The organism is Sphingomonas populi (assembly GCF_004208535.1).
Lineage (GTDB): Bacteria > Pseudomonadota > Alphaproteobacteria > Sphingomonadales > Sphingomonadaceae > Sphingomonas > Sphingomonas populi.
Genome location: NZ_SGIS01000054.1, coordinates 1 through 19,414, shown reverse-complemented (window position 1 = coordinate 19,414; position 19,414 = coordinate 1). Strand labels below are relative to the sequence as shown.

Genomic DNA, 19,414 nt, shown 5'->3' with positions numbered 1-19,414 from the left:
AAAAAAGAGACTCAACGCCCTACGGGCTGTCTCTTTTTTCCGAGGTTACACGCTATCGGCCGAGTCGATGGCTGAAGCCAGTATCCGACTGAAGTCGGAGGGGTTTCTCCTCACCGAGGACTCTAAAAGATAAGACTAGAAGAAGGGCCGAGTTCCGTAAGTTTTGGGAAGACAACGATATTGATCGTGTCGCGTCGGTAGATCAGGTGATACTATGAGAAGTAAGTTAGTAGACTTGCTTATTAGAGAGCTGCGGATCGGCGAGCGCGAACTAGCAGCCTTGATTGCCACTGCCCCGGATAGGTACAAGACCTACTTCATCCCGAAAAGATCTGGAGGAAGACGCGAAATTGCGCACCCTGCGTTCGAATTAAAAATAGCACAGAGGGCGATAATAAGCGGATTTTTGAACGAACTCCCAGTACATCACTGCGCGACCGCCTATAAAAAGGGTTCTTCAATACGACAAAACGCGGAACGCCATTGCCATAATCGTGCAATTCTAAAGTATGATTTTAAGGATTTTTTCCCTTCGATTACAGAGCAGGCATGGCTATCATATTGTGATCGGCGCAAGGTGATGGACAGGAGCGATGCAGTTTTAGCCGGCAGGCTGTTATTCCGGCGTCCGAAGGGAGGACGTATTTTGCGCCTCTCAATTGGTGCGCCTTCCTCGCCAATCTTGAGCAACGTCCTTCTTTATGATTTCGACTGTCAAGTTCATGAACGCGTCACTGCGCACAAAATCACTTATACGCGATATGCGGATGATATGACCTTCTCGTCAGAAAGAACTTGGAACCTGCGCGAAGTTGATAAGATTCTCCGAAGCGTAATCAACTCTCTTGGAACCCCATCTCTCACCATAAACGGATCAAAAACGACTCTCGTTACTCCAAAATATCACCGCCAAGTCACTGGTCTCGTACTAACGCTTGATGGCCGGGTGTCCTTGGGTCGAGATAGGAAGCGGTTGATAAGAGCGCGAGTACATCACGCGGTGAGTGGAAAGCTGAGTAAGGCGGCCCTTGTCAATCTCGCAGGGACATTGGCCTTCGCTAAAGACGTTGAGCCGGAATTCTATAACCGCCTAGAATTAACTTATGGGCGCGAAAACCTGGAAACTATCAAATATAGCGTTCGGGATTATCATCGTGAATAGCGGCAGCGGGCGTCTTGTGAGGGCGCCCTGCGCGCTCGCCGATGAGCGCCGCTTGTTTTTAACGCATTGACCCCGCCCCCGCCCTGCGCTCCAACCCCCTCCGGTTGGGAGAGCTACGGAACATGCACGAATCGCAGGGCAACAAGGCCTTCGCCTTTTCAGGCGACTGGCGCGAGTTCGCGCCGATTGCCTTCACCAACCTGTTGCTGAGCATCGTCACGCTCGGCGTCTATCTGTTCTGGGCGCGCACGCGCGAGCGGCGCTATCTGTGGAGCCGCACGCAGTTCATCGACGATCGGCTCGAATGGACCGGCACCGGGCGCGAGCTGATGGTCGGCTATGGCCTCGCGATGCTGATCTTCGTGATCCCGTTCGGCTTCATCAACCTCGTCGTGCTCAACAGCGCGGTGATGCGCGGGCATCCCGGGCTGGCCGGCGTGATCGGCCTGGTCCTGTACCTCGCCGTCTTCTTCCTCACCGGCGTCGCGATCTTCCGCGCGTTGCGCTACCGGCTCAGCCGCACGCTCTGGCACGGCATTCGCGGCGGCAGCGACACGTTCGGGCTGGCGTTCGGCTGGAGCTATGTGTGGAAGAGCGTGCTCGGCTGGTTCACGTTCGGGCTGATCGTCCCCTGGACGATGACGAGCCTGTGGAACGAGCGGTGGGGCGAGATGAGCTTCGGCCCCTACCGCTTCCGCGCCGATGCGCTTGCCGCGCCGATCTTCCTGCGCTTCCTGCTGTTCTATCTGGCGCCGGTGGTCTTCGTGTTCGCGGTGATCGCGGTGGCGGTGTTCGGCGTGGTTGCGGGCGGGCTGGGATCGTGGGGGACCGTGCCGAACCCCGGCGCGATGCCGTTCGTGCTGTTGGCGATCATGGCGGGGTTCTACCTGTTGTTCTTCATCGTGCTCGGCGTGATCGCTTTGGTGTTCTATTCGGCCTATTTCCGCGAGGCGGTGGGCGCGCTGCGGCTCGGCGATCTGGAATTCTCCTTCACCGCGACGACGGGCGACTGGATCAAGCTGTTCGCCGGCAATTTTGCGTTGGTGATCTTCACGTTCGGCATCGGCCAGATCTTCGTCGGCTATCGCAACTGGACGTTCTTCATCCGCCACATGCACGCTTATGGCGAGATCGATCTCGCCCGCCTCACCCAGTCCACCACGCGCCAGCCCGGCCAGGGCGAGGGGCTGCTCGACGCCTTCGACATCGGCGCGATCTGATGCGCGTGTGGCATTACGACGGCCTCAGCGCGCTGCGCCGGGAGCCGGATTTGGTGGCGGACGGGGATGCGTTCCGGCTGGTCGAAAGTGACAGGTCGGAAGGGCCATACCGCTTCGCCGATCTCGTCGCCCGCGACACGGTCGACGGCGATGCGATCTACGGCCTAAAGGGTTCCACCGGTTGGAGAATAGGATTCCCCGGCGGCCTCCCCGCCGATCTCGCCCCGCGCCTCCCCGCTCCAACACGCTACGGCCGCCTGATCGACCGGATCGGTCTCTGGCCCGCAGCCGCGCTGTGCGCGACCTTCGCTGCGATTGCGGTCGGATTGTTCCTGATGACGCCAGCGCTCGTCACCCGCGCCGTCCCGCAATCGGTCGAACGCAAGCTCGGCGACATGATGGCCGGCGACTTCGGCGACCGCAACTGCGCCGGCCCGAACGGCCCGCAAGCGCTCGCCGCTTTGGTCGCGCGCGTCGCTCCGGGCGATGCCGATGCGCGCGTCAGCGTCGTCAATCTGCCGATCGTCAACGCCGTGACATTGCCGGGCGGCCGCATCGTGCTGTTCGACGGCCTCGTAAAAGCCGCCGCCTCGCCCGACGAGATCGCCGGCGTGATCGCCCACGAACTCGGCCATGTCCGCCACCGCGACGTGCTCGAATCACTGCTGCGCCAGCTCGGCCTCAGCGTGCTGCTCGGCGGCCTCGACGGGCATGTCGGCGGCTACACCAACGCGCTGCTCGCCTCCGCCTATTCGCGCGACGCCGAAGCCCGCGCCGACGGCTTCGCGATCGACGCGCTCGCCCAAGCGCACATCTCGCCGCTGCCGACCGCACGCTTCTTCAAGCGGTTGTCGGCCGGCGAGGACGCGCAGGGCATCGGCCGCCTCACCGCCTACCTCGCGACGCATCCGATGTCGCAGGACCGCGCATCGCGCTTCATCGCCGCCGCGAACCTGCACCACGACGACCGCCCCGTGCTCGACGCCGATCAATGGGGCGCGCTGCGCGACATCTGCTCCGCCGATCCCAAGGCGCGCGCGGCGGGGTTTCGCTTCTAGCCAGCCGCGCCGTTTGCCGAGCATCGCGAGGCCGGGTAAAGCCCGACCATGACCGATCCCCGCCCCGCACTCGCTTATCATTTCACGCCGGGCGCTGGTCCGACGATCGTCTTCCTGCCCGGCTATGCGTCCGACATGACTGGCGCGAAGGCGCTCGCGATCGAGGCATGGGCGAAGGCGACCGGCCGCGCATGCCTGCGTTTCGATTACGGCGGCTGCGGCGCGAGCAAGGGCGCCTTCGAGGAGCAGACACTCGCCGGGTGGCGCGACGACGTGCTGGCGCTGCTCGATCAACTGGTCGAAGGGCCAGCCATCCTGGTCGGATCGTCGATGGGCGGCTGGCTGATGCTGCTGATCGCGCGCGATCACCCCGAGAAGGTCGCGGCGCTCATCGGCATAGCGCCCGCGCCCGACTTCACCGATTGGGGCTTCAACGTCGAGGAGAAGCTGGCGATTCTGTCGGGCGGGCGGCTCGAACGCCCGTCGCCCTATGCCGACACGCCGACCGTCTATACCCGCGCCTTCTGGCAATCGGGCGAGGCCAACCGGCTGATGTTCGGGCCGATCGCGATCGACGTACCGGTACGGCTGATCCACGGCATGGTCGATCGCGACGTGCCGTGGAACCGCAGCGTTCGCCTGGCCGAGCTGATCCGTTCAGCCGACGTCCAGCTTACGCTCGTCAAGGACGGCGATCACCGCTTGTCGCGCGATGCCGATGTCGCGCGGATCATCGGTCTGATCGAACAGGTTGCGCCGCGCTGATGATCCTGCCCTTGCTGCTCTTGGCCGCCGCTGCGCAGAAGGCGCCCCCAGCCCCCAATCCGACGCGGGAGCGCTACGACCGCTGCGTCGATCTCGCCGCGCGCGACCCCGCCGCCGCAGAAGGCGCGGCGAGCCGCTGGATGCTCGACGGCGGTGGATTCCTCGCGCACCAATGCCTCGGCATCGCATACACCAACGAAGGGCATTGGTCCGCCGCCGCCGCCGAGTTCGAACTGGCAGCGCGCGCCGCCGATGTCGCCCGCGACGATCGCAGCGCCTATTATTGGGCACAGGCGGGCAATGCCTGGCTCGGCGCGAAAGACGCCAGCAAGGCGCGTGCCGCTCTCGACGCCGCGCTCGCCCCGCACACGCTGGTCGGGTTACAGAGCGGCGAAGCCTATCTCGACCGCGCCCGCGCCTTTGTCGCCGCCGGTGACATGGCGTCCGCCCGCGCCGATCTCGATCAGGCTCTGCTGGCGGCGAGCAGCGACCCGCTCGCCTGGCTGCTCTCGGCGACACTCGCGCGGCGAACGGGCGACATCAAACGCGCGCAGACCGACATCACCGAGGCGCTCAAACGGTCTTCGGACGACGCCTCCGTCCAGCTCGAAGCGGGCAACATCGCCGCCAAGGCGGGCGACGAAGCCGGCGCCAGGGCAGCATGGGGCCGCGCCGCGCAGCTCCAGCCCGGCAGCGACGCCAACAAGGCCGCGACCGTAGCGCTCGCGCAATTCGATACGCCGGCAAAGCCCTAGCTGGCACTGGCGGGACGGGGTGCCTATCTGTGGCCCGTCACAACAGGAGCCATTCGCCGGTGAAATTCCTCCACACCATGATCCGCGTCACCGATCCGGCGGCGACGATCGCGTTCTTCGAGCTGATCGGCCTCAAGGAAGTGCGCCGCATCGACAGCGAGCAGGGCCGCTTCACACTGATCTTCCTCGCCGCGCCGGGCCAGGAGGGGGTCGCCGAGGTCGAGCTGACGCATAATTGGGACCCGGAAGAGTATAGCGGCGGGCGCAATTTCGGTCATCTCGCCTATCAGGTCGACGACATTTACGAGACGTGCCGCCGGCTGATGGATGCTGGCGTCACGATCAACCGTCCGCCGCGTGACGGGCACATGGCGTTCGTTCGCACCCCCGATAACATTTCGATCGAGCTGTTGCAGGATGGCCATCTGCCCCCGACCGAGCCTTGGGCATCGATGCCCAACATCGGAGTATGGTGAGATGGCGGGAGTGCGTGCGTTTCTCGATCTTTCGGGCGCGCGCCTCCCGCTGATTCAGGCGCCGATGGCAGGCTTTGCCGGTGCTGAGTTGGCCATCGCCGCGATCGGTGCGGGCGCGGTGGGTTCGCTCGCCTGCGCGACGCTGTCGCCAGATGCCGTTGTCGAGGCGGTCGCGATGGTGCGTGCGGCGGGACGTGGACCGCTCAACCTCAACGTCTTCTGCCATCGGCTGGGGCCGGTGCCTGATACGGCCGCATGGGAAGCGCAGCTTGCGCCCTGCTATGTCGCCGAGGATGTGCCGCGACCGACCACCGCGCCGCCGCTGCGCCGCCCGTTCGATGCGGCGATGGCCGAGGCGATCGAGGCCACGCGACCCGAGTTCGTGAGCTTCCACTTCGGCCTGCCCGAACCGGCGCTGCTCGACCGGGTACGTGCGACCGGCGCGCGGTTGATCGGCAACGCCACCACCGTCTCCGAGGCGCGTTTTCTGGCGGAGCGCGGCTGTGACGCGATCATCGCGCAGGGCTTCGAGGCAGGCGGGCATGCCGGGCATTTCCTCGACGGTCACAAGCCGGTCGGGTTAATCGCTCTGGTGCCGCAGATCGTCGATGCGGTCGCCGTGCCGGTGATCGCTGCGGGCGGCATCGCCGACGAACGCGGCGTGCGCGCCGCCATCATGCTCGGCGCGGCGGCGGTGCAAGTCGGCACCGCGTTTCTTCGCACGTCCGAAAGCACGGCGAGCGCTGCACACCGCGCCGCGCTCGAAAGCGCGAGCGCCGACGATAGCGTGTTCACCAACCTGTTCTCTGGCGGGCTAGCGCGGGGCTTGCGCAACCGGCTGATCGACGCGATCGGCTCGGTAAGCGCCGCCGCCCCGCCCTTTCCTTATGCCAGTGCTGCGGTCGCCCCGCTGCGCGCGCATGCCGAGAGCGAAGGGCGCGGTGACTATTCACCGCTCTGGGCGGGGCAGGGCGTCGCCCTCGCCCGCGCGGAGCCCGCCGCCGTGCTTACCCGCCGGCTCGGCTTTGCCGCGCTCGCGATGGAGGAACCCGCATGAGCAATCTCGACATCGTCCGCATCCCCGCCTTCACCGACAATTACATCTGGCTGGTCCACGATCCCGTCTCCGACGAGACGGTGGTGATCGATCCGGGCGAGGCCGCGTCCGCGCTCGCTGAGGCTGAGCGGCGCGGCTGGACGATCGGCCAAGTCTGGAACACGCATTGGCACGCCGACCACACCGGCGGCAATGCCGAGGTGAAGGCCGCGACCGGCGCCATCATCAGCGGGCCGGCGGCGGAGGCCGCGAAGATCCCGACGCTGGATATCCAGCTTGCCGAAGGCGACACGGTCCGGCTCGGCGCACATGTCGCGCGCGTGATCGCGGCCCCGGGGCATACCGCCGGGCACATCCTGTTTCATCTGGCCGAGGACGCCACGATCTTCGTCGGCGATACCCTGTTCGCGATGGGGTGCGGCCGGCTGTTCGAGGGGACGGCCGAGCAGATGTTCGGCAACATGCAGCGGTTGGCGGAAATGCCCGGCGATACGGCGGTCTATTGCGCGCACGAATATACCCAGAGCAACGGCCGCTTCGCGCTGGTCGCCGAACCCGACAATGCCGATGTCGTCGCACGCATGCGAGACGTCGATGCGGCACGCGCGGCAGGCGAGGCAACGGTGCCGACCACGATCGCGCTGGAACGCGCGACCAATCCGTTTCTCCGCGCGGCATCTACGGAGCAGCTTGCCGAGCGGCGTGCGGCGAAGGATAGTTTTCGAGGATAGAAAGGTCAGCCGATGTACCGCTTCATCCTCCCCGCCATGCTGCTGTGCGCCGGCTCGGCTGCGCTCTCTTCGGATCACGGCTATGCCGCGCGCGCGGCGGCCAGGAACAAGGCTGAACTCGATACGGCGCTCGCCGGGCTCGTTCCCGGCAAGCCGCAGCAATGCCTCGACAGCCGCGAGCCATATGCCACCCAGCGGATCGGCGACACGATCCTGTACACAGTATCGCGCCGCAAGATCTACCGCGCGGACACCAATGGCGGTTGCAACGGTCTCGATCGCGGCGACGCCATCGTCACCGAACAGTTCGGGTCGCAGCTCTGCGCGGGCGACCCGATCCGCACCGTCGATCTGACCAGCCGCATCCCGAGCGGCGTCTGCACGATCCGCGAATTCGTACCGTATACCGCGCCCAGATAGGGCGCGGTATCGCTATAGCACGAAGCGCGACAGATCGGTGTTGCGCGCGATGCTCGACAATTGCTTTTCGACGTAAGCGGCATCGACCACGATCGTCTCGCCCTGCCGGTCCTCGGCCTCGAAGCTGACTTCCTCAAGCAGCTTCTCCATCACCGTCTGCAACCGGCGCGCGCCGATGTTCTCGATCTCGCCATTCACCTCGGCGGCGATCTTGGCGACCGCGCGGATACCGTCCTCGGTGAATTCCACCGTGACCCCCTCGGTGCCGATCAGCGCGACATATTGCCGGGTAAGCGACGCTTTGGTGTCGGAGAGGATCGCGACGAAATCATCCTCGGTCAGCGCCTTCAGCTCGACGCGGATCGGCAGGCGGCCCTGCAGTTCGGGCAGAAGATCGCTTGGCTTGGCGACGTGGAACGCGCCGCTCGCGATGAACAGCACATGGTCGGTCTTCATCGGCCCGTATTTGGTCGCGACGGTGGTGCCCTCGATCAGCGGCAGCAGATCGCGCTGGACGCCCTCGCGGCTCACCGAGCCGCCGCCGCGTCCGTCGCTCACTGCGATCTTGTCGATCTCGTCGAGGAAGACGATGCCATTCTCCTCGGCATTCGCCAGCGCGATGCGGCTGACCTCGTCCTGGTCGAGCCGCTTGTCGGCCTCCTCCTCGACGAGCTTCTCCCACGCGGCCGGCACTGTGAGCTTGCGGCGCTTCAATTGCTGGCCGCCAAACGCTTTGCCCATCATCTCGGTGAGGTTGATCATCTGCGGGGCACCGCCGGGCACCTCGAACGGCATTTGCGGCGCCTGTTCGAGTTCGATCTCGATCTCGGTGGTGTCGAGATGGCCGTCGCGGAAACGCTGGCGGAATGCCTCTCGGGTCGCTTCGCTCGCGCCCTTGCCGGTGAGCGCGTCGAGCAGGCGGTTGAGCGCCGCTTCCTCGGCCTTGTCCTTCACCGCGACGCGGCGGCGTTCCTTCTCGAGCCGGATCGCTTCCTCGACGAGATCGCGCGCGATCTGCTCGACGTCGCGGCCGACATAGCCGACCTCGGTGAACTTGGTCGCCTCGACCTTGACGAAGGGCGCGTCGGCGAGCTTGGCGAGGCGGCGGCTGATCTCGGTCTTGCCGCAGCCGGTCGGCCCGATCATCAGGATGTTCTTGGGCGTAACCTCGTCGCGAAGATCGGCGCCGAGCCGCTGGCGGCGCCAGCGGTTGCGCAGCGCGACCGCGACCGCCTTCTTGGCGTCGGCCTGGCCGATGATATGCGCGTCGAGCGCGCGGACGATGGCTTTGGGGGTGAGTGCGTCGTTCATCTGGTTTCTTCTTCCCCCCTCCCGCATGCGGGAGGGGTCGGGGGAGGGCATGTTCGCGGGCGGCGGCGGGGAGGACAGGCCCTCCCCTAGCCCCTCCCGCATGCGGGAGGGGAATTACGCATCGACCGCGCCGTCGATCGCTTCGATGGTGAGGCGTTCGTTGGTGTAGACGCAGACGTCGGCGGCGATCTTCATGGCCTTGCGGCAGATCGTCTCGGCGTCGCCTTCATACTCGACCAGCGCGCGGGCGGCGGCGAGGGCGTAGTTGCCGCCCGAGCCGATCGCGGCGATGCCGGCTTCGGGCTCGAGCACGTCGCCGTTGCCGGTGAGGATCAGCGTCACGTCCTTGTCGGCGACGATCATCATCGCTTCGAGGTTGCGGAGGTATTTGTCGGTCCGCCAGTCCTTGGCGAGTTCGACGGCGGCGCGGAGCAACTGGCCGTGATGCTGTTCGAGCTTGCGTTCGAGCCGTTCGAACAGCGTGAAGGCATCGGCAGTCGCGCCGGCAAAGCCGCCGATCACCGAGCCGTCACCCAAACGGCGGACTTTGCGCGCGTTGGGCTTCATCACCGTCTGGCCCTGCGTCACCTGGCCGTCTCCGGCGACGACGACGCGGCCGTTCTTGCGCACGGAGAGGATCGTGGTGCCGTGCCACACCAGTGCATTGGAGCTATCGTTCATGCGGCGCGATATGGGAGCGGTCGCGCCGCCGTGCAATCCGCTCCGCTACGATACGCGGGTGCGGCGCTTGCCGGGCACGACCGTTCCCCGAATGGCACACCGCGCGCCGCGCCCGGATTGCCGGAACGCGGCGGCGTGATAAGGTTAACGCCGCATCAAGCCTCGAGCCCGCGCGGCGGGCCGGGCAAGCAAGGAGGCACCCGATGACACGCTTTGCGCTTCGTATCCTGGCGGCAGGCGCCGTGCTGGCGGCGATGGCGAGCCCGGCGCTCGCGCAGAACTTCGGCCGCGACGACCTGGTGGTCTATGGTCATGTGCCAATCCCGGACAGTGTCGATTCGGTGTCGCAGCGGGTGAGCTATGGCGATCTCCACCTGCAATATCCCGAGGATCGGCGCGAGCTGCGGCGCCGCGTGACGGTGACCGCGCATGAGTTGTGCGACTCGCTGGGCGACGGGCGCTATGCGGCGAGCTATGCGCCGTCCTGCACCGATACGGCGGTCCGCGATGCGCTGCGGCAGGTTCGCATCATCGAGGCGCGCTACACCGAGCGGCCGCGCTACTATGCCGACACCGCGCATGTGTGGCTGCCCGAGCGGCAATGGTCGGTCGAGGACGAGTATTCCACGCGGCGGTGACGCGATTGGCGCGCTCCAAACATCGCTATCATTGTCCACCCGAGCCACGGTGCGGGGAAGGTTGCGAAGGTTGCGGGCGGTGTCTGCTTTGGCCGCACGCGCGCTGGTGTGCGGGGCCGGATGCGGGCGGCGGGGCGAGGGCATGATGCGGCTTTCGCGGGGTGATGGAATCACCGCGCAGGATAGGCCGGGGCGGGCGTGTAGGACAGCGCGGCGGCGAAGTGTTTGGCGCAGCCAAACGCGAGCGCACGAGCCGCGCCCGGCCGGCGGCGCCCCGGCGCCGTCCGACGACACGGGCTTTGCCCGTGGCGCGCGGGTCAGGGATAGCGCTGGCGGGCGTGCAGCACCGCCACCACGATCACCGACTCTCCGACGCGATAGAGGATGATGTAATTCGGATGGACGATCGCCTCGCGCGTGTCGGGCACGCGAACGGGGGCAGTGGACATGCGGGTGATCGGGCAGACGATCGACCGCGTCTTCGAAACGGTCGGCGAGCTGTTCGGCGGCGGCGGGGTTCCGGTCGGCGATGTAACCGATGATCTCGCGCGCCTGCGCCCGCGCCTTCGCGCCAAACGACGCGGCGCATCAGGCCGGTTTGGTCCGCCTGGCTGCGATGATGGCGCGGAGTTCCGCCATCACCTGATCGTGCGGGATCGGTGGCGACGGATCGGCAAGCGAGGCCTCGACCTTGGCGCGGAACCACGCATCATAGGCGGCTTCGTCCTCGGTGGTGGCGAATTCGGACTCGATGGGGGTCATCTTCGTCATGCGGGGACTATAGCATGGGCGCGGCGCGCAAGCACTTGGCGCAAGCCAAGCGCACGCCCGGCGCAGCCGGAGCCGTGCCCGGCCGGCGGCGCTCCAGCGCCGTCCGACGACACGGGCTTTGCCCGTGGCGCGCCTGTGATGCATCGGACTCGCCGGCTTGAGTCGATCTACCGTGCCGAAGCCGGTATGACGACGATGCCACCTGCCCGGAGCCGTCCGCCATGTCAGACCCCCTCGCCACCCCCGCTGAGGATGTCGCAGCCCGTCTCGATTTCTACCTCGACGCGGCGATGCGGGGTCCGGTCGGGATCACGCGCGACGGGACGATGCGCGTCGTGATGCTCTCGCTCAAGGACTATGCGCGGCTGGTGCGGCGCGACCGGCAGGCGATCAGGGTTGAGGATATGGAGGGGGAGACGCTCGACGCCATCCTCAACGCCGAACCGGGCGAACGCTGCAAGGAGGCCGGACGGCGGTTGGCCGATCCCGCAGCGACATGATCGCGGCGGCCGTCCCCACGACGATACGCTCACCTGCGACGCTCTGGCTAACTGCGCTTTCATCCCACAAAATCCCTTTAGTTCCATATTTGTTCTTGTTTTGTTCGTTTTTTTGCCATACTTTCGCTACCTTCTAAGCGCTTTAAGGCTACGATAGAAATCGCAGTTTTGGCTTTGGTCAAGGGAGTCGTGTGGAACATTCGCGTTCAGATAATTCTCTTATGAAGGCTTTTGCACCAGTAGATGCGAAAGGCCTGTCTAATCTCATTCTCGATTGGTCATCTAAGTTGGGCGTATCCATCACGCCTATGAAACTTCAAAAATTGCTTTATTACTGTCATGCTGATTTTTTGATACAAACGGGAATACCTTTAATTCAGCAGGACTTCGAGGCCTGGGAATATGGACCGGTTATACCGTGTATATTTCAAGAGTTTAAGCAACATGGTTCGAATTTTATTGAAACGCGCGCTTATAGATTTAATCCTATATCATGCGAACGTGAGCTGGCAACGGTAAACGATTTAGGAAATATAGAAGATATTGTACGTAAAACTTTTGACGCTTACGTAAGATACACAGCATCAACTCTATCGAATATGACGCATTCGGAGACAGGGCCTTGGGCGGAAACGCTTCGAAGATTTTCTAGCGGTTCCCTTAAAGGGCGTTGCATTGAGAACGATGTGATAGCCAAGCACCATCGATTGCCGCTGAGAGAGTCGCTTCATTGACAATGCGGCCCCGTTCTGTTCTCCTGTCACGATGACGAAACAAGCCCGTTCGAATGCTCCGCTGGCACTATCCGTTGCCACTGTAACGGCTCCCGGTAATGTCCGGCTGACTGCGGATCGAATGCTAGAATTTGATGATGCTAAGATTGGCTTTACGCATGCAAAAACATGGGGAGCGATGCCAGTCGCACGTCGGGGCGTAATTAAATCTTGCTCGTCCCATCTAGTTTATTCAGGCACGCATCCGAGGGTTGAAGCTTGCATTCGCGCTTTGTGCGAATTGGGCGAGCGCAATCCGGTAGAAACCAAAAGATTCGAAGACTTCCCCCAATCTGGTCTCACGACCAATCGTAAGATCGAGTGGGGGCCTGAAATCTTAATTAGCGTTAAAGCTGTCTGTTGGTACATCAAAGCAGGCACGCCTATAATCCCGCTTTTGCAACCCCGGAAGCAAAGCCTACCTGAAGAAGCCCTTACCCTGTATTCTACACTTGGCAGGCAGGCATATTGCACAGGTGACTGGGTTATTGGTCAAACGGAAATTGTGGATTTATCGGGCGAGGATGGCGTCTACGCTACGGTAATTAACCACAGCGATCTAAAGCAGCTTTCTGACGCTCGAGTTCACGAGTACGTTACAACTTATATTGACGCAAAGAAAATCGTGGATCGAGTTCGATCCGAGCGACCCAAACCTCGACCTAAGCCTACGACTGACGACCTTTTCGATCGACCCGAGTAGGTTGTGCGGCGACCGAGTACGCGTTTACTCGGTCGCCATCTTTAATATCACTTCCCCAACAACGGCTTCAAATACCGCCCCGTAAAGCTCGCCTTCACCTTCACCACCGCCTCGGGCGTGCCCTCAGCAACGATCTCGCCACCCTTGACGCCACCCTCAGGCCCAAGGTCGATCACCCAGTCTGCGGTCTTGATGACGTCGAGATTGTGCTCGATCACCACCACGGTGTTGCCCTGCTCGACCAGCGCGTGGAGCACTTCGAGCAATTTGCGCACGTCCTCGAAGTGCAGACCCGTCGTCGGCTCATCCAGAATATACAGCGTCTGCCCCGTCGCCCTACGCGACAGCTCCTTCGCCAGCTTCACGCGCTGCGCTTCGCCGCCCGACAGCGTCGTCGCCTGCTGGCCGACCTTGACGTAGCCGAGGCCGACTTCCGCCAGCATCGCCATCTTGTCGCGGATCGGCGGCACTGCCTTGAAGAATTCGACTGCATCCTCGACGGTCATGTCGAGCACGTCGGCGATGCTCAGCCCCTTGAACTTCACTTCCAGCGTCTCGCGGTTGTAGCGCGCGCCGTGGCAGACGTCGCAGGTCACATAGACGTCGGGGAGGAAGTGCATCTCGATCTTGAGCAGCCCGTCGCCCTGGCACGCCTCGCAGCGGCCGCCTTTGACGTTGAAGCTGAACCGGCCGGATTTGTAGCCGCGCGCGAGCGATTCGGGCAGGCCGGCGAACCAGTCGCGGATCTGGGTGAAGGCGCCGGTATAGGTCGCCGGGTTCGAACGCGGGGTGCGGCCGATCGGCGACTGATCGATGTCGATCACCTTGTCGAGATATTGCAGGCCGGTGATCTTGTCGTGCTTGCCCTGGACGATGCGCGCGCCGTTGAGGCTGCGCGCGGCGGCGGCGTAGAGCGTGTCGATGGTGAAGCTCGACTTGCCCGAGCCGGACACGCCGGTGATGCAGGTGAAGGTGCCGAGCGGGATGCTCGCCGTCACGCCGCGCAGATTGTTGGCGGTGGCGTTGTGGACGGTGAGCTTCTTGCCGTTGCCCTTGCGGCGCTTTGCGGGCACCGGCACGCTGCGGCGGCCGGCGAGATAATCGGCGGTGATGCTGCCTTCGGTGGCGAGCACCTCCTCGAACGTGCCCTGTGCGATCACGTTGCCGCCGTGGACGCCGGCGCCCGGCCCCATGTCGATCACATAATCGGCGGTGCGGATCGCATCTTCGTCATGCTCGACGACGAGCACGGTGTTGCCGAGATCGCGCAGGCGGCGCAGTGTCGCGAGCAGCATGTCGTTGTCGCGCTGGTGGAGGCCGATCGAGGGTTCGTCGAGCACGTAGAGCACGCCCGACAGGCCCGAGCCGATCTGCGAGGCGAGCCGGATGCGCTGGCTCTCGCCGCCCGAGAGCGTGCCCGAGGTGCGATCGAGGTTGAGGTAATCGAGCCCGACGTTGTTGAGGAAGCCGAGCCTCTCGAGGATTTCCTTGAGGATGCGTTCGGCGATGGCGGTCTGCTGCGTGGTGAGCTCGGCCGGGATCGCGGTGAACCACGCCAGCGCATCGACCACCGAGAGATGGGTGATGCTGGAGATGTCGCGCATGCCGATCTTGACCGCGAGCGCCTCGGGCTTGAGGCGCGCGCCGCCGCAGACTTCGCAGGGGGCGGAGGATTGGTATTTGCTGAGTTCCTCGCGCATCCACGCGCTCTCGGTTGAGAGCATGCGGCGGTTGAGGTTGCCGATCACGCCTTCGAACGGCTTCTTGACGTCGTAGCTCTTGCGCCCGTCGATGAAGGTGAGCGTGACCGGCTTGCCGCCGGTGCCGTGGAGGATGACGAGCTGCGCCTCGCCGGGGAGTTCCGCCCACGGCGTATCGAGGCTGAAGCCGAATTCGCGCGCGAGGGAGCCGAGCACCTGCATGTAATAGGGGCTGGGCGGGTTCGATTTCGCCCAGGGCACGACCGCGCCCTTCTTGATGCTGAGCGCGTGGTTGGGGACGACGAGGTCTTCGTCGAACAGCAGTTTCTCGCCGAGGCCGTCGCAGGCCGGGCATGCGCCTTGCGGGGCGTTGAAGGAGAACAGGCGCGGTTCGATCTCGGCGATGGTGAAGCCGGAGACCGGGCAGGCGAACTTTTCCGAGAAGACGATGCGGTTGTCGGGGATGCCGGTGCCCTTCATCTTCTTGCTCCCCTCCCCCTTGGGGGAGGGGTTGGAGGGCATGTCCGATTGGGCGGCGTTTGTGGACAGGCCCTCCCCTAGCCCAGTTTCGGGTGAACGATCCCCCGGATCGTTCAGGCCAGTCCGGGGGACTGGCCGACCCGAAACTCGCGTGCGGGAGGGGGATTTGGCGGTGGCATCGGCAACCGTCACATCGACCAGATCGACATAGGCCAGCCCTTCGGCGAGCTTGAGCGCGGTTTCGAAGCTGTCGGCGAGGCGCGTCGCGCTTTCGGGGTTCACGACGAGGCGATCGACCACCACTTCGATGTCGTGCTTGAGCTTCTTGTCGAGCGCGGGCGCCTCGTCGATCTCGACCAGCTCGCCGTCGATGCGGACGCGGGTGAAGCCCGCTTTCTGCCACTCGAGCATTTCCTTCTTATACTCGCCCTTGCGGCCGCGCACGACGGGGGCGAGCAGGTACAGCCGCGTGCCCTCAGGCAGCGCCATGACGCGGTCGACCATCTGCGACACGGTCTGCGCGGCGATCGGCAGGCCGGTGGCGGGCGAGTAGGGAATGCCGACGCGCGCCCACAGCAGGCGCATGTAATCGTAAATCTCGGTGACGGTCGCCACGGTCGAGCGCGGGTTGCGCGAGGTGGTCTTCTGCTCGATGCTGATCGCGGGGCTGAGGCCCTCGATGTGGTCGACATCGGGCTTCTGCATCATCTCGAGGAACTGGCGCGCATAGGCGCTGAGCGACTCGACGTAGCGGCGCTGGCCCTCGGCATAGATGGTGTCGAACGCGAGGCTCGACTTGCCCGAGCCGCTGAGGCCAGTGATGACCGTCAGCGTGTCGCGCGGAATGTCGACCGAGACGTTCTTGAGATTGTGCTCACGCGCGCCGCGCACGGAAATGGTGGTAAGGGCCATGCCGATGGTTCTAGCTTTGTTCTGAATGGGATTCCAGAGTAGAGATAGGGCGCCGATCCGCGCGGTGCGAGGGGGGATCGCCACAAAGCCGTGCGCGGGCGATCCTTTCGGGGATGGAACGAAACATCGCTACACCCATTGAGGGGTCTCTTTTTCGCCTCTTACGGAAATGGTTGGATGATGATCGTGACGACGACCCGCCGGCTGGCGCCGCTGCTCGGCGCGGCGTGCCTGTTCTCGGCCGGCGGCGCGGTGGCTCAGGAGACGAAGGACGCTCCTGCCCCGCCGCCGCAGGTCGATATCGGCGCGCCCGCACCCGCCGCAGCGACCGACAGTTCCGCCACCAACACGCAAAAGCCCGCCAACGCCGCCACCCCGGCGGCACGGCGGCGCTTCACCCATGCGCTGCACCCGCGCGACATGTCCCCCGGCACGGGGATCGGCGATACGCGCTATCAGGCGCCGCCGGGGCTGTTCGGCGACTGGCGGCAGGCACGGACCTGGCTCGGCAAGCGCGGGGTCGAGGTGTCGGCGCGCTATGCCTCCGAAAGCGCGTGGAACGTCACGGGCGGCAAGACGGCGCGCATCACCGAGACGGGGCAGGTCGATTTCGGCGCGAAGTTCGATCTCGATACGATCGCCGGGATCGACGGCGGCACCTTCCAGGCGACGCTGACGTGGCGGCGCGGGCGCAACCTCTCCGACGATGCCGGGCTGAACACGCTGCAACAGGTGCAGGAAGTCTATGGTCGCGGCCAGACCATTCGCGTGACAGAGCTGTGGTATCAGCAGAAGCTCGGCGACCGCGTCGAGATGAAGCTCGGGCGGACCAATCCGGGGTCGGACTTCGCGGTGTTCTCGTGCCATTTCGAGAACCTCACCTTCTGCGGCGCGCAGCCGGGCAATTTGGTCGGCGACTATTGGTACAACTGGCCGGTCGCGCAGTGGGCGGGGGTCGTCCATGTCGATGTCGCCAAGGGCGTGTACGTTCAGGTTGGCGGCTATGTCGAAAACCCCAACGAGCTTAAGAACAATTTCTTCGTCGCGCGCTTCGGCGGCGCGACCGGGGTGCTGGTGCCGTTCGAGGCGGGCTGGACGCGCGGGCTGGAGGGCGGGCACGTCGGATCGTACAAAGTGGGCGGCTGGTATTCGACCACCGCCGGCGACGACGTGCTGCTCGACACCAACCACCAGCCGACGGTCATCACCGGGCTGGCGCCGCTCAGGCATTCGGGGCGCTATGGCGTGTATGCGAGTGTGCAGCAGCAGGTCAGCGGCACCTCGAAGGACGGCAAGGCGCTGACCGGGCTGGGCGTGTTCGCCAACGTCACGCAAGCCGACCGCGCGACCAGCGTGACCGACAATCAGGTCGCGCTCGGGCTGTTCTACAAGGGGTTGCTGCCGGGCGTGGGCGGTGACGTGCTCGGCGTCGCGGTCGGGCGGACCAACGTCAACGGGCGCGCGGCGCGGGCCGATCTGCTGGTGCCGGGGACGCCGGTGCGCGATGCCGAATATGCCGCCGAAGTGTATTACAGCATCACGCCGGTGCCCTGGCTGGAATTGCAGCCCAATGTACAGGTGATCCACCATCCGGGCGGGGTGAAGACGCTGGGCGATGTCGGCGTGCTGGGGTTGAAGGCGGCGATCACGCTTTAGGCTTTGCTTAAAGCTCTATGTTCTCCCGCGTAGGCGGGAGGCCAGGCTCTCAAGAGCCGCACATCGGTGTTGTGCCTGGCTCCGGGTGTGGACGCTGCCGTCAATCGCGGCTTTCTGATCGCGATCATCTGTCGGCGGCATCGGGCCTTGCTCGCGACTTGACTCGAACGCGGGTTCTAATTTATCTTTCTCGTGCTCGCTTTGCGGGCAAAGCCTGGTGATCGGCATGTGCCGGTCTGGGGTGGTGCATCGGCACCAACTGCAGGCCCCACAACTTGATGCGGGACAGAACCGCGTGTGGGTGCAGGCAATCAACATCGCTTCGGTCGGCATTGTCTGTTTCCCTTGAGGAGATTCACGATGTCAGACTTTGTCCGCAATTCCTGGTATTTGGCTGCATGGGCGAAGGAAGTACCCGATGCGGGCTTCCTTGCCCGCCGGCTGCTCGACGAGCCGTGGCTGATTATGCACACGGCCGAGGGCTGGGTGATGCTGGCGGACGGCTGCCCACATCGGTTCGTTCCGCTCAGTCGGGGCCGGCGTGTCGGCGATACCATCGCCTGCGGCTACCACGGGCTGCGGTTCGGCGCCGACGGATCGTGCGTGTTCAGCCCTTTCGGCAAGGCTGTACCACCTGAGACGCGGGTCGCGGCCAGACCCCTCGTAGAACGGCATGGCGGCCTGTGGTTCTGGCCGGGCGACGGCGCGCTGGCCGATCCGGCGCTGATCCCCGACTTCTCCTTTATCGACGACGTCCGCGACGCGCGCGACCATTTGGTGATGAACGTGAACTACGAGCTGATCTCCGACAACCTGCTCGACCTCAGCCACGCCGAGTTCCTGCACACCGAAACCTTCGGTGTGAACGGTGCGCTTTTTGAGTTCGGGAAGCAGACGGTCGAAACCGGGCCTGACGGAGCGCTCTGGAACAAGTGGGACATGGACGGATCGCGGCCACCCGAATGGGCCGTGCCAATGGTCGGGGTCGGGGGTGCCGTCGACCAGTGGCTCCACATCCGCTGGCACGCACCTGCCTCCCTCGCGCTGTTCATCGGGATGGCGCGCGCCGGCACGGAGCGGCACGAACCGTTAATGCCGCAGATGGCCAATCCGCACATCCTGACGCCGTCGAGCGCCACCGAAAGCCATTATTTCTTCACGCGCGAACATGGCGAGGAGGCCGCCGCCATGGCGCGCAAGGTGTTCCTTGAAGAGGACGAACCGATGATCCGCGCGCAGCAGGACGCGATGGCGGGGCGCGACTTCTGGTCGATGCGCCCCGTAATCCTACCGTCCGATGCCGCTGCGATCCGCGCTCGCCGCCGGCTCATGCAGATGCGGCGCGAGGAAGCTGCAACCGACGACACGGGCGCCCTTTTGGAAGGCACATCGGGACAGCAATAGGGATTACAGTCGCACTGGAGCCGTGTCGGCAACATCCGCTTGTGCCTCGTGCGGGGCACTCTCGGGCATCGTATGAGGATGCCGTTCCATAATACAGAGAGCAACCCACCCCCGCCCCCTCCCTTTCAGGGCAGGGGAATCGCATTTGAGCTGGAGGGAGTAGCGCCGGGCAGGAAAAAGGATTCTGAAGCGTCTTCTGGAAAGACCGGGAGATGCAGGTGCGTGGTTTTCGAGAGTTGTT

General features: G+C 64.4%; 18 protein-coding genes and 1 pseudogene. 14 read left to right on the top strand and 5 right to left on the bottom strand.

Translation table 11 applies throughout. The features are described 5' to 3' along the window. The first annotated feature begins 214 nt into the window (after positions 1-214). From EWE75_RS21670 to EWE75_RS21630, 9 genes are all read left to right on the top strand, one after another. The gene (locus EWE75_RS21670) at positions 215-1,162 is read left to right on the top strand and encodes a retron St85 family RNA-directed DNA polymerase (protein ID WP_130160174.1); all 948 of its coding nucleotides are present in this window, start codon (positions 215-217) and stop codon (positions 1,160-1,162) included. 122 nt (positions 1,163-1,284) lie between these two features. Beyond that, entirely contained in the window at positions 1,285-2,382 is a 1,098-nt protein-coding gene (locus tag EWE75_RS21665) for a YjgN family protein (protein WP_130160173.1), read from the top strand. Beyond that, positions 2,382-3,440 carry a M48 family metallopeptidase gene (locus EWE75_RS21660; protein ID WP_130160172.1) on the top strand — a complete coding sequence of 353 codons (1,059 nt, stop codon included), beginning with the start codon at positions 2,382-2,384 and terminating at the stop codon, positions 3,438-3,440. The genes EWE75_RS21665 and EWE75_RS21660 overlap by 1 nt, the downstream gene beginning before the upstream one ends. A 48-nt stretch (positions 3,441-3,488) precedes the next feature. Further along, the gene (locus tag EWE75_RS21655) at positions 3,489-4,205 is read left to right on the top strand and encodes an alpha/beta fold hydrolase (protein WP_130160171.1); all 717 of its coding nucleotides are present in this window, start codon (positions 3,489-3,491) and stop codon (positions 4,203-4,205) included. Continuing rightward, positions 4,205-4,960, top strand: a complete 756-nt coding sequence (locus EWE75_RS21650; RefSeq protein WP_130160170.1) for a tetratricopeptide repeat protein — start codon at positions 4,205-4,207, stop codon at positions 4,958-4,960. The genes EWE75_RS21655 and EWE75_RS21650 overlap by 1 nt, the downstream gene beginning before the upstream one ends. 59 nt (positions 4,961-5,019) lie before the next feature. After that, positions 5,020-5,436, top strand: coding sequence for a VOC family protein (locus EWE75_RS21645; RefSeq protein WP_231708497.1), 417 nt, complete (start codon positions 5,020-5,022; stop codon positions 5,434-5,436). A 1-nt stretch (position 5,437) separates the two neighbouring features. Then, positions 5,438-6,493 carry an NAD(P)H-dependent flavin oxidoreductase gene (locus EWE75_RS21640; RefSeq protein WP_130160169.1) on the top strand — a complete coding sequence of 352 codons (1,056 nt, stop codon included), beginning with the start codon at positions 5,438-5,440 and terminating at the stop codon, positions 6,491-6,493. Next, entirely contained in the window at positions 6,490-7,224 is a 735-nt protein-coding gene (gloB, locus tag EWE75_RS21635) for a hydroxyacylglutathione hydrolase (RefSeq protein ID WP_130160168.1), read from the top strand. Before EWE75_RS21640 ends, gloB begins: the two co-directional genes overlap by 4 nt. A 12-nt stretch (positions 7,225-7,236) precedes the next feature. Beyond that, complete coding sequence (locus tag EWE75_RS21630; RefSeq protein WP_130160167.1) at positions 7,237-7,644, top strand: hypothetical protein; 408 nt, start codon at positions 7,237-7,239, stop codon at positions 7,642-7,644. Positions 7,645-7,656: 12 nt separating this feature from the next. On the opposite strand, the gene hslU is transcribed toward EWE75_RS21630, so the two are convergent. Next, positions 7,657-8,955: an ATP-dependent protease ATPase subunit HslU gene (gene hslU, locus EWE75_RS21625; RefSeq protein ID WP_130160166.1), complete on the bottom strand. Its 1,299-nt coding sequence runs from the start codon at positions 8,953-8,955 to the stop codon at positions 7,657-7,659. Positions 8,956-9,069: 114 nt separating this feature from the next. Then, on the bottom strand, positions 9,070-9,636 hold the full coding sequence (hslV, locus tag EWE75_RS21620) for an ATP-dependent protease subunit HslV (RefSeq protein WP_130160165.1): 567 nt from the start codon (positions 9,634-9,636) through the stop codon (positions 9,070-9,072). 203 nt (positions 9,637-9,839) lie between these two features. On the opposite strand from hslV, the gene EWE75_RS21615 reads away from it, so the two are divergent. Further along, positions 9,840-10,274 carry a UrcA family protein gene (locus EWE75_RS21615; protein ID WP_130160164.1) on the top strand — a complete coding sequence of 145 codons (435 nt, stop codon included), beginning with the start codon at positions 9,840-9,842 and terminating at the stop codon, positions 10,272-10,274. Between the two features lie 317 nt (positions 10,275-10,591). On the opposite strand, the pseudogene EWE75_RS26345 reads toward EWE75_RS21615, so the two are convergent. Beyond that, a pseudogene (locus EWE75_RS26345) lies at positions 10,592-10,805 on the bottom strand (type II toxin-antitoxin system RelE/ParE family toxin). Between the two features lie 57 nt (positions 10,806-10,862). After that, a complete protein-coding gene (relB, locus tag EWE75_RS21605) occupies positions 10,863-11,045 on the bottom strand; it encodes a type II toxin-antitoxin system RelB family antitoxin (RefSeq protein WP_130160163.1) in 183 nt (60 codons plus the stop codon). A gap of 221 nt (positions 11,046-11,266) precedes the next feature. Here relB and EWE75_RS21600 point away from each other — a divergent pair, with 221 nt between their 5' ends. Then, a complete protein-coding gene (locus EWE75_RS21600) occupies positions 11,267-11,545 on the top strand; it encodes a type II toxin-antitoxin system Phd/YefM family antitoxin (RefSeq protein ID WP_130160162.1) in 279 nt (92 codons plus the stop codon). 191 nt (positions 11,546-11,736) lie between these two features. Beyond that, positions 11,737-12,279, top strand: coding sequence for a Panacea domain-containing protein (locus EWE75_RS21595; protein WP_130160161.1), 543 nt, complete (start codon positions 11,737-11,739; stop codon positions 12,277-12,279). Positions 12,280-13,068: 789 nt separating this feature from the next. Here the strand turns inward: EWE75_RS21595 and uvrA are convergent. Further along, positions 13,069-16,113: an excinuclease ABC subunit UvrA gene (gene uvrA / locus EWE75_RS21590; RefSeq protein ID WP_130160160.1), complete on the bottom strand. Its 3,045-nt coding sequence runs from the start codon at positions 16,111-16,113 to the stop codon at positions 13,069-13,071. Between the two features lie 180 nt (positions 16,114-16,293). Between uvrA and EWE75_RS21585 the strand changes: the two genes are divergently transcribed. After that, entirely contained in the window at positions 16,294-17,769 is a 1,476-nt protein-coding gene (locus EWE75_RS21585; RefSeq protein WP_130160176.1) for a carbohydrate porin, read from the top strand. Between the two features lie 360 nt (positions 17,770-18,129). After that, positions 18,130-19,173 (top strand): aromatic ring-hydroxylating oxygenase subunit alpha, encoded by a 1,044-nt coding sequence (locus EWE75_RS21580; protein WP_130160175.1) that lies wholly within the window; start codon positions 18,130-18,132, stop codon positions 19,171-19,173. Positions 19,174-19,414 lie beyond the last annotated feature (241 nt).

Excerpts from the sequence above, each read along its gene's own strand:
- EWE75_RS21670 (WP_130160174.1), top strand. The coding sequence starts at position 215 with ATGAGAAGTAAGTTAGTAGACTTGCTTATTAGAGAGCTGCGGATCGGC.
- uvrA (WP_130160160.1), bottom strand. The coding sequence starts at position 16,113 with ATGGCCCTTACCACCATTTCCGTGCGCGGCGCGCGTGAGCACAATCTC.
- EWE75_RS21640 (WP_130160169.1), top strand. The coding sequence starts at position 5,438 with ATGGCGGGAGTGCGTGCGTTTCTCGATCTTTCGGGCGCGCGCCTCCCG.
- EWE75_RS21600 (WP_130160162.1), top strand. The coding sequence starts at position 11,267 with ATGTCAGACCCCCTCGCCACCCCCGCTGAGGATGTCGCAGCCCGTCTC.
- EWE75_RS21655 (WP_130160171.1), top strand. The coding sequence starts at position 3,489 with ATGACCGATCCCCGCCCCGCACTCGCTTATCATTTCACGCCGGGCGCT.
- EWE75_RS21630 (WP_130160167.1), top strand. The coding sequence starts at position 7,237 with ATGTACCGCTTCATCCTCCCCGCCATGCTGCTGTGCGCCGGCTCGGCT.
- EWE75_RS21580 (WP_130160175.1), top strand. The coding sequence starts at position 18,130 with ATGTCAGACTTTGTCCGCAATTCCTGGTATTTGGCTGCATGGGCGAAG.
- hslU (WP_130160166.1), bottom strand. The coding sequence starts at position 8,955 with ATGAACGACGCACTCACCCCCAAAGCCATCGTCCGCGCGCTCGACGCG.
- EWE75_RS21660 (WP_130160172.1), top strand. The coding sequence starts at position 2,382 with ATGCGCGTGTGGCATTACGACGGCCTCAGCGCGCTGCGCCGGGAGCCG.
- EWE75_RS21585 (WP_130160176.1), top strand. The coding sequence starts at position 16,294 with ATGATCGTGACGACGACCCGCCGGCTGGCGCCGCTGCTCGGCGCGGCG.
- EWE75_RS21665 (WP_130160173.1), top strand. The coding sequence starts at position 1,285 with ATGCACGAATCGCAGGGCAACAAGGCCTTCGCCTTTTCAGGCGACTGG.
- hslV (WP_130160165.1), bottom strand. The coding sequence starts at position 9,636 with ATGAACGATAGCTCCAATGCACTGGTGTGGCACGGCACCACGATCCTC.
- EWE75_RS21615 (WP_130160164.1), top strand. The coding sequence starts at position 9,840 with ATGACACGCTTTGCGCTTCGTATCCTGGCGGCAGGCGCCGTGCTGGCG.
- EWE75_RS21650 (WP_130160170.1), top strand. The coding sequence starts at position 4,205 with ATGATCCTGCCCTTGCTGCTCTTGGCCGCCGCTGCGCAGAAGGCGCCC.
- relB (WP_130160163.1), bottom strand. The coding sequence starts at position 11,045 with ATGACGAAGATGACCCCCATCGAGTCCGAATTCGCCACCACCGAGGAC.
- gloB (WP_130160168.1), top strand. The coding sequence starts at position 6,490 with ATGAGCAATCTCGACATCGTCCGCATCCCCGCCTTCACCGACAATTAC.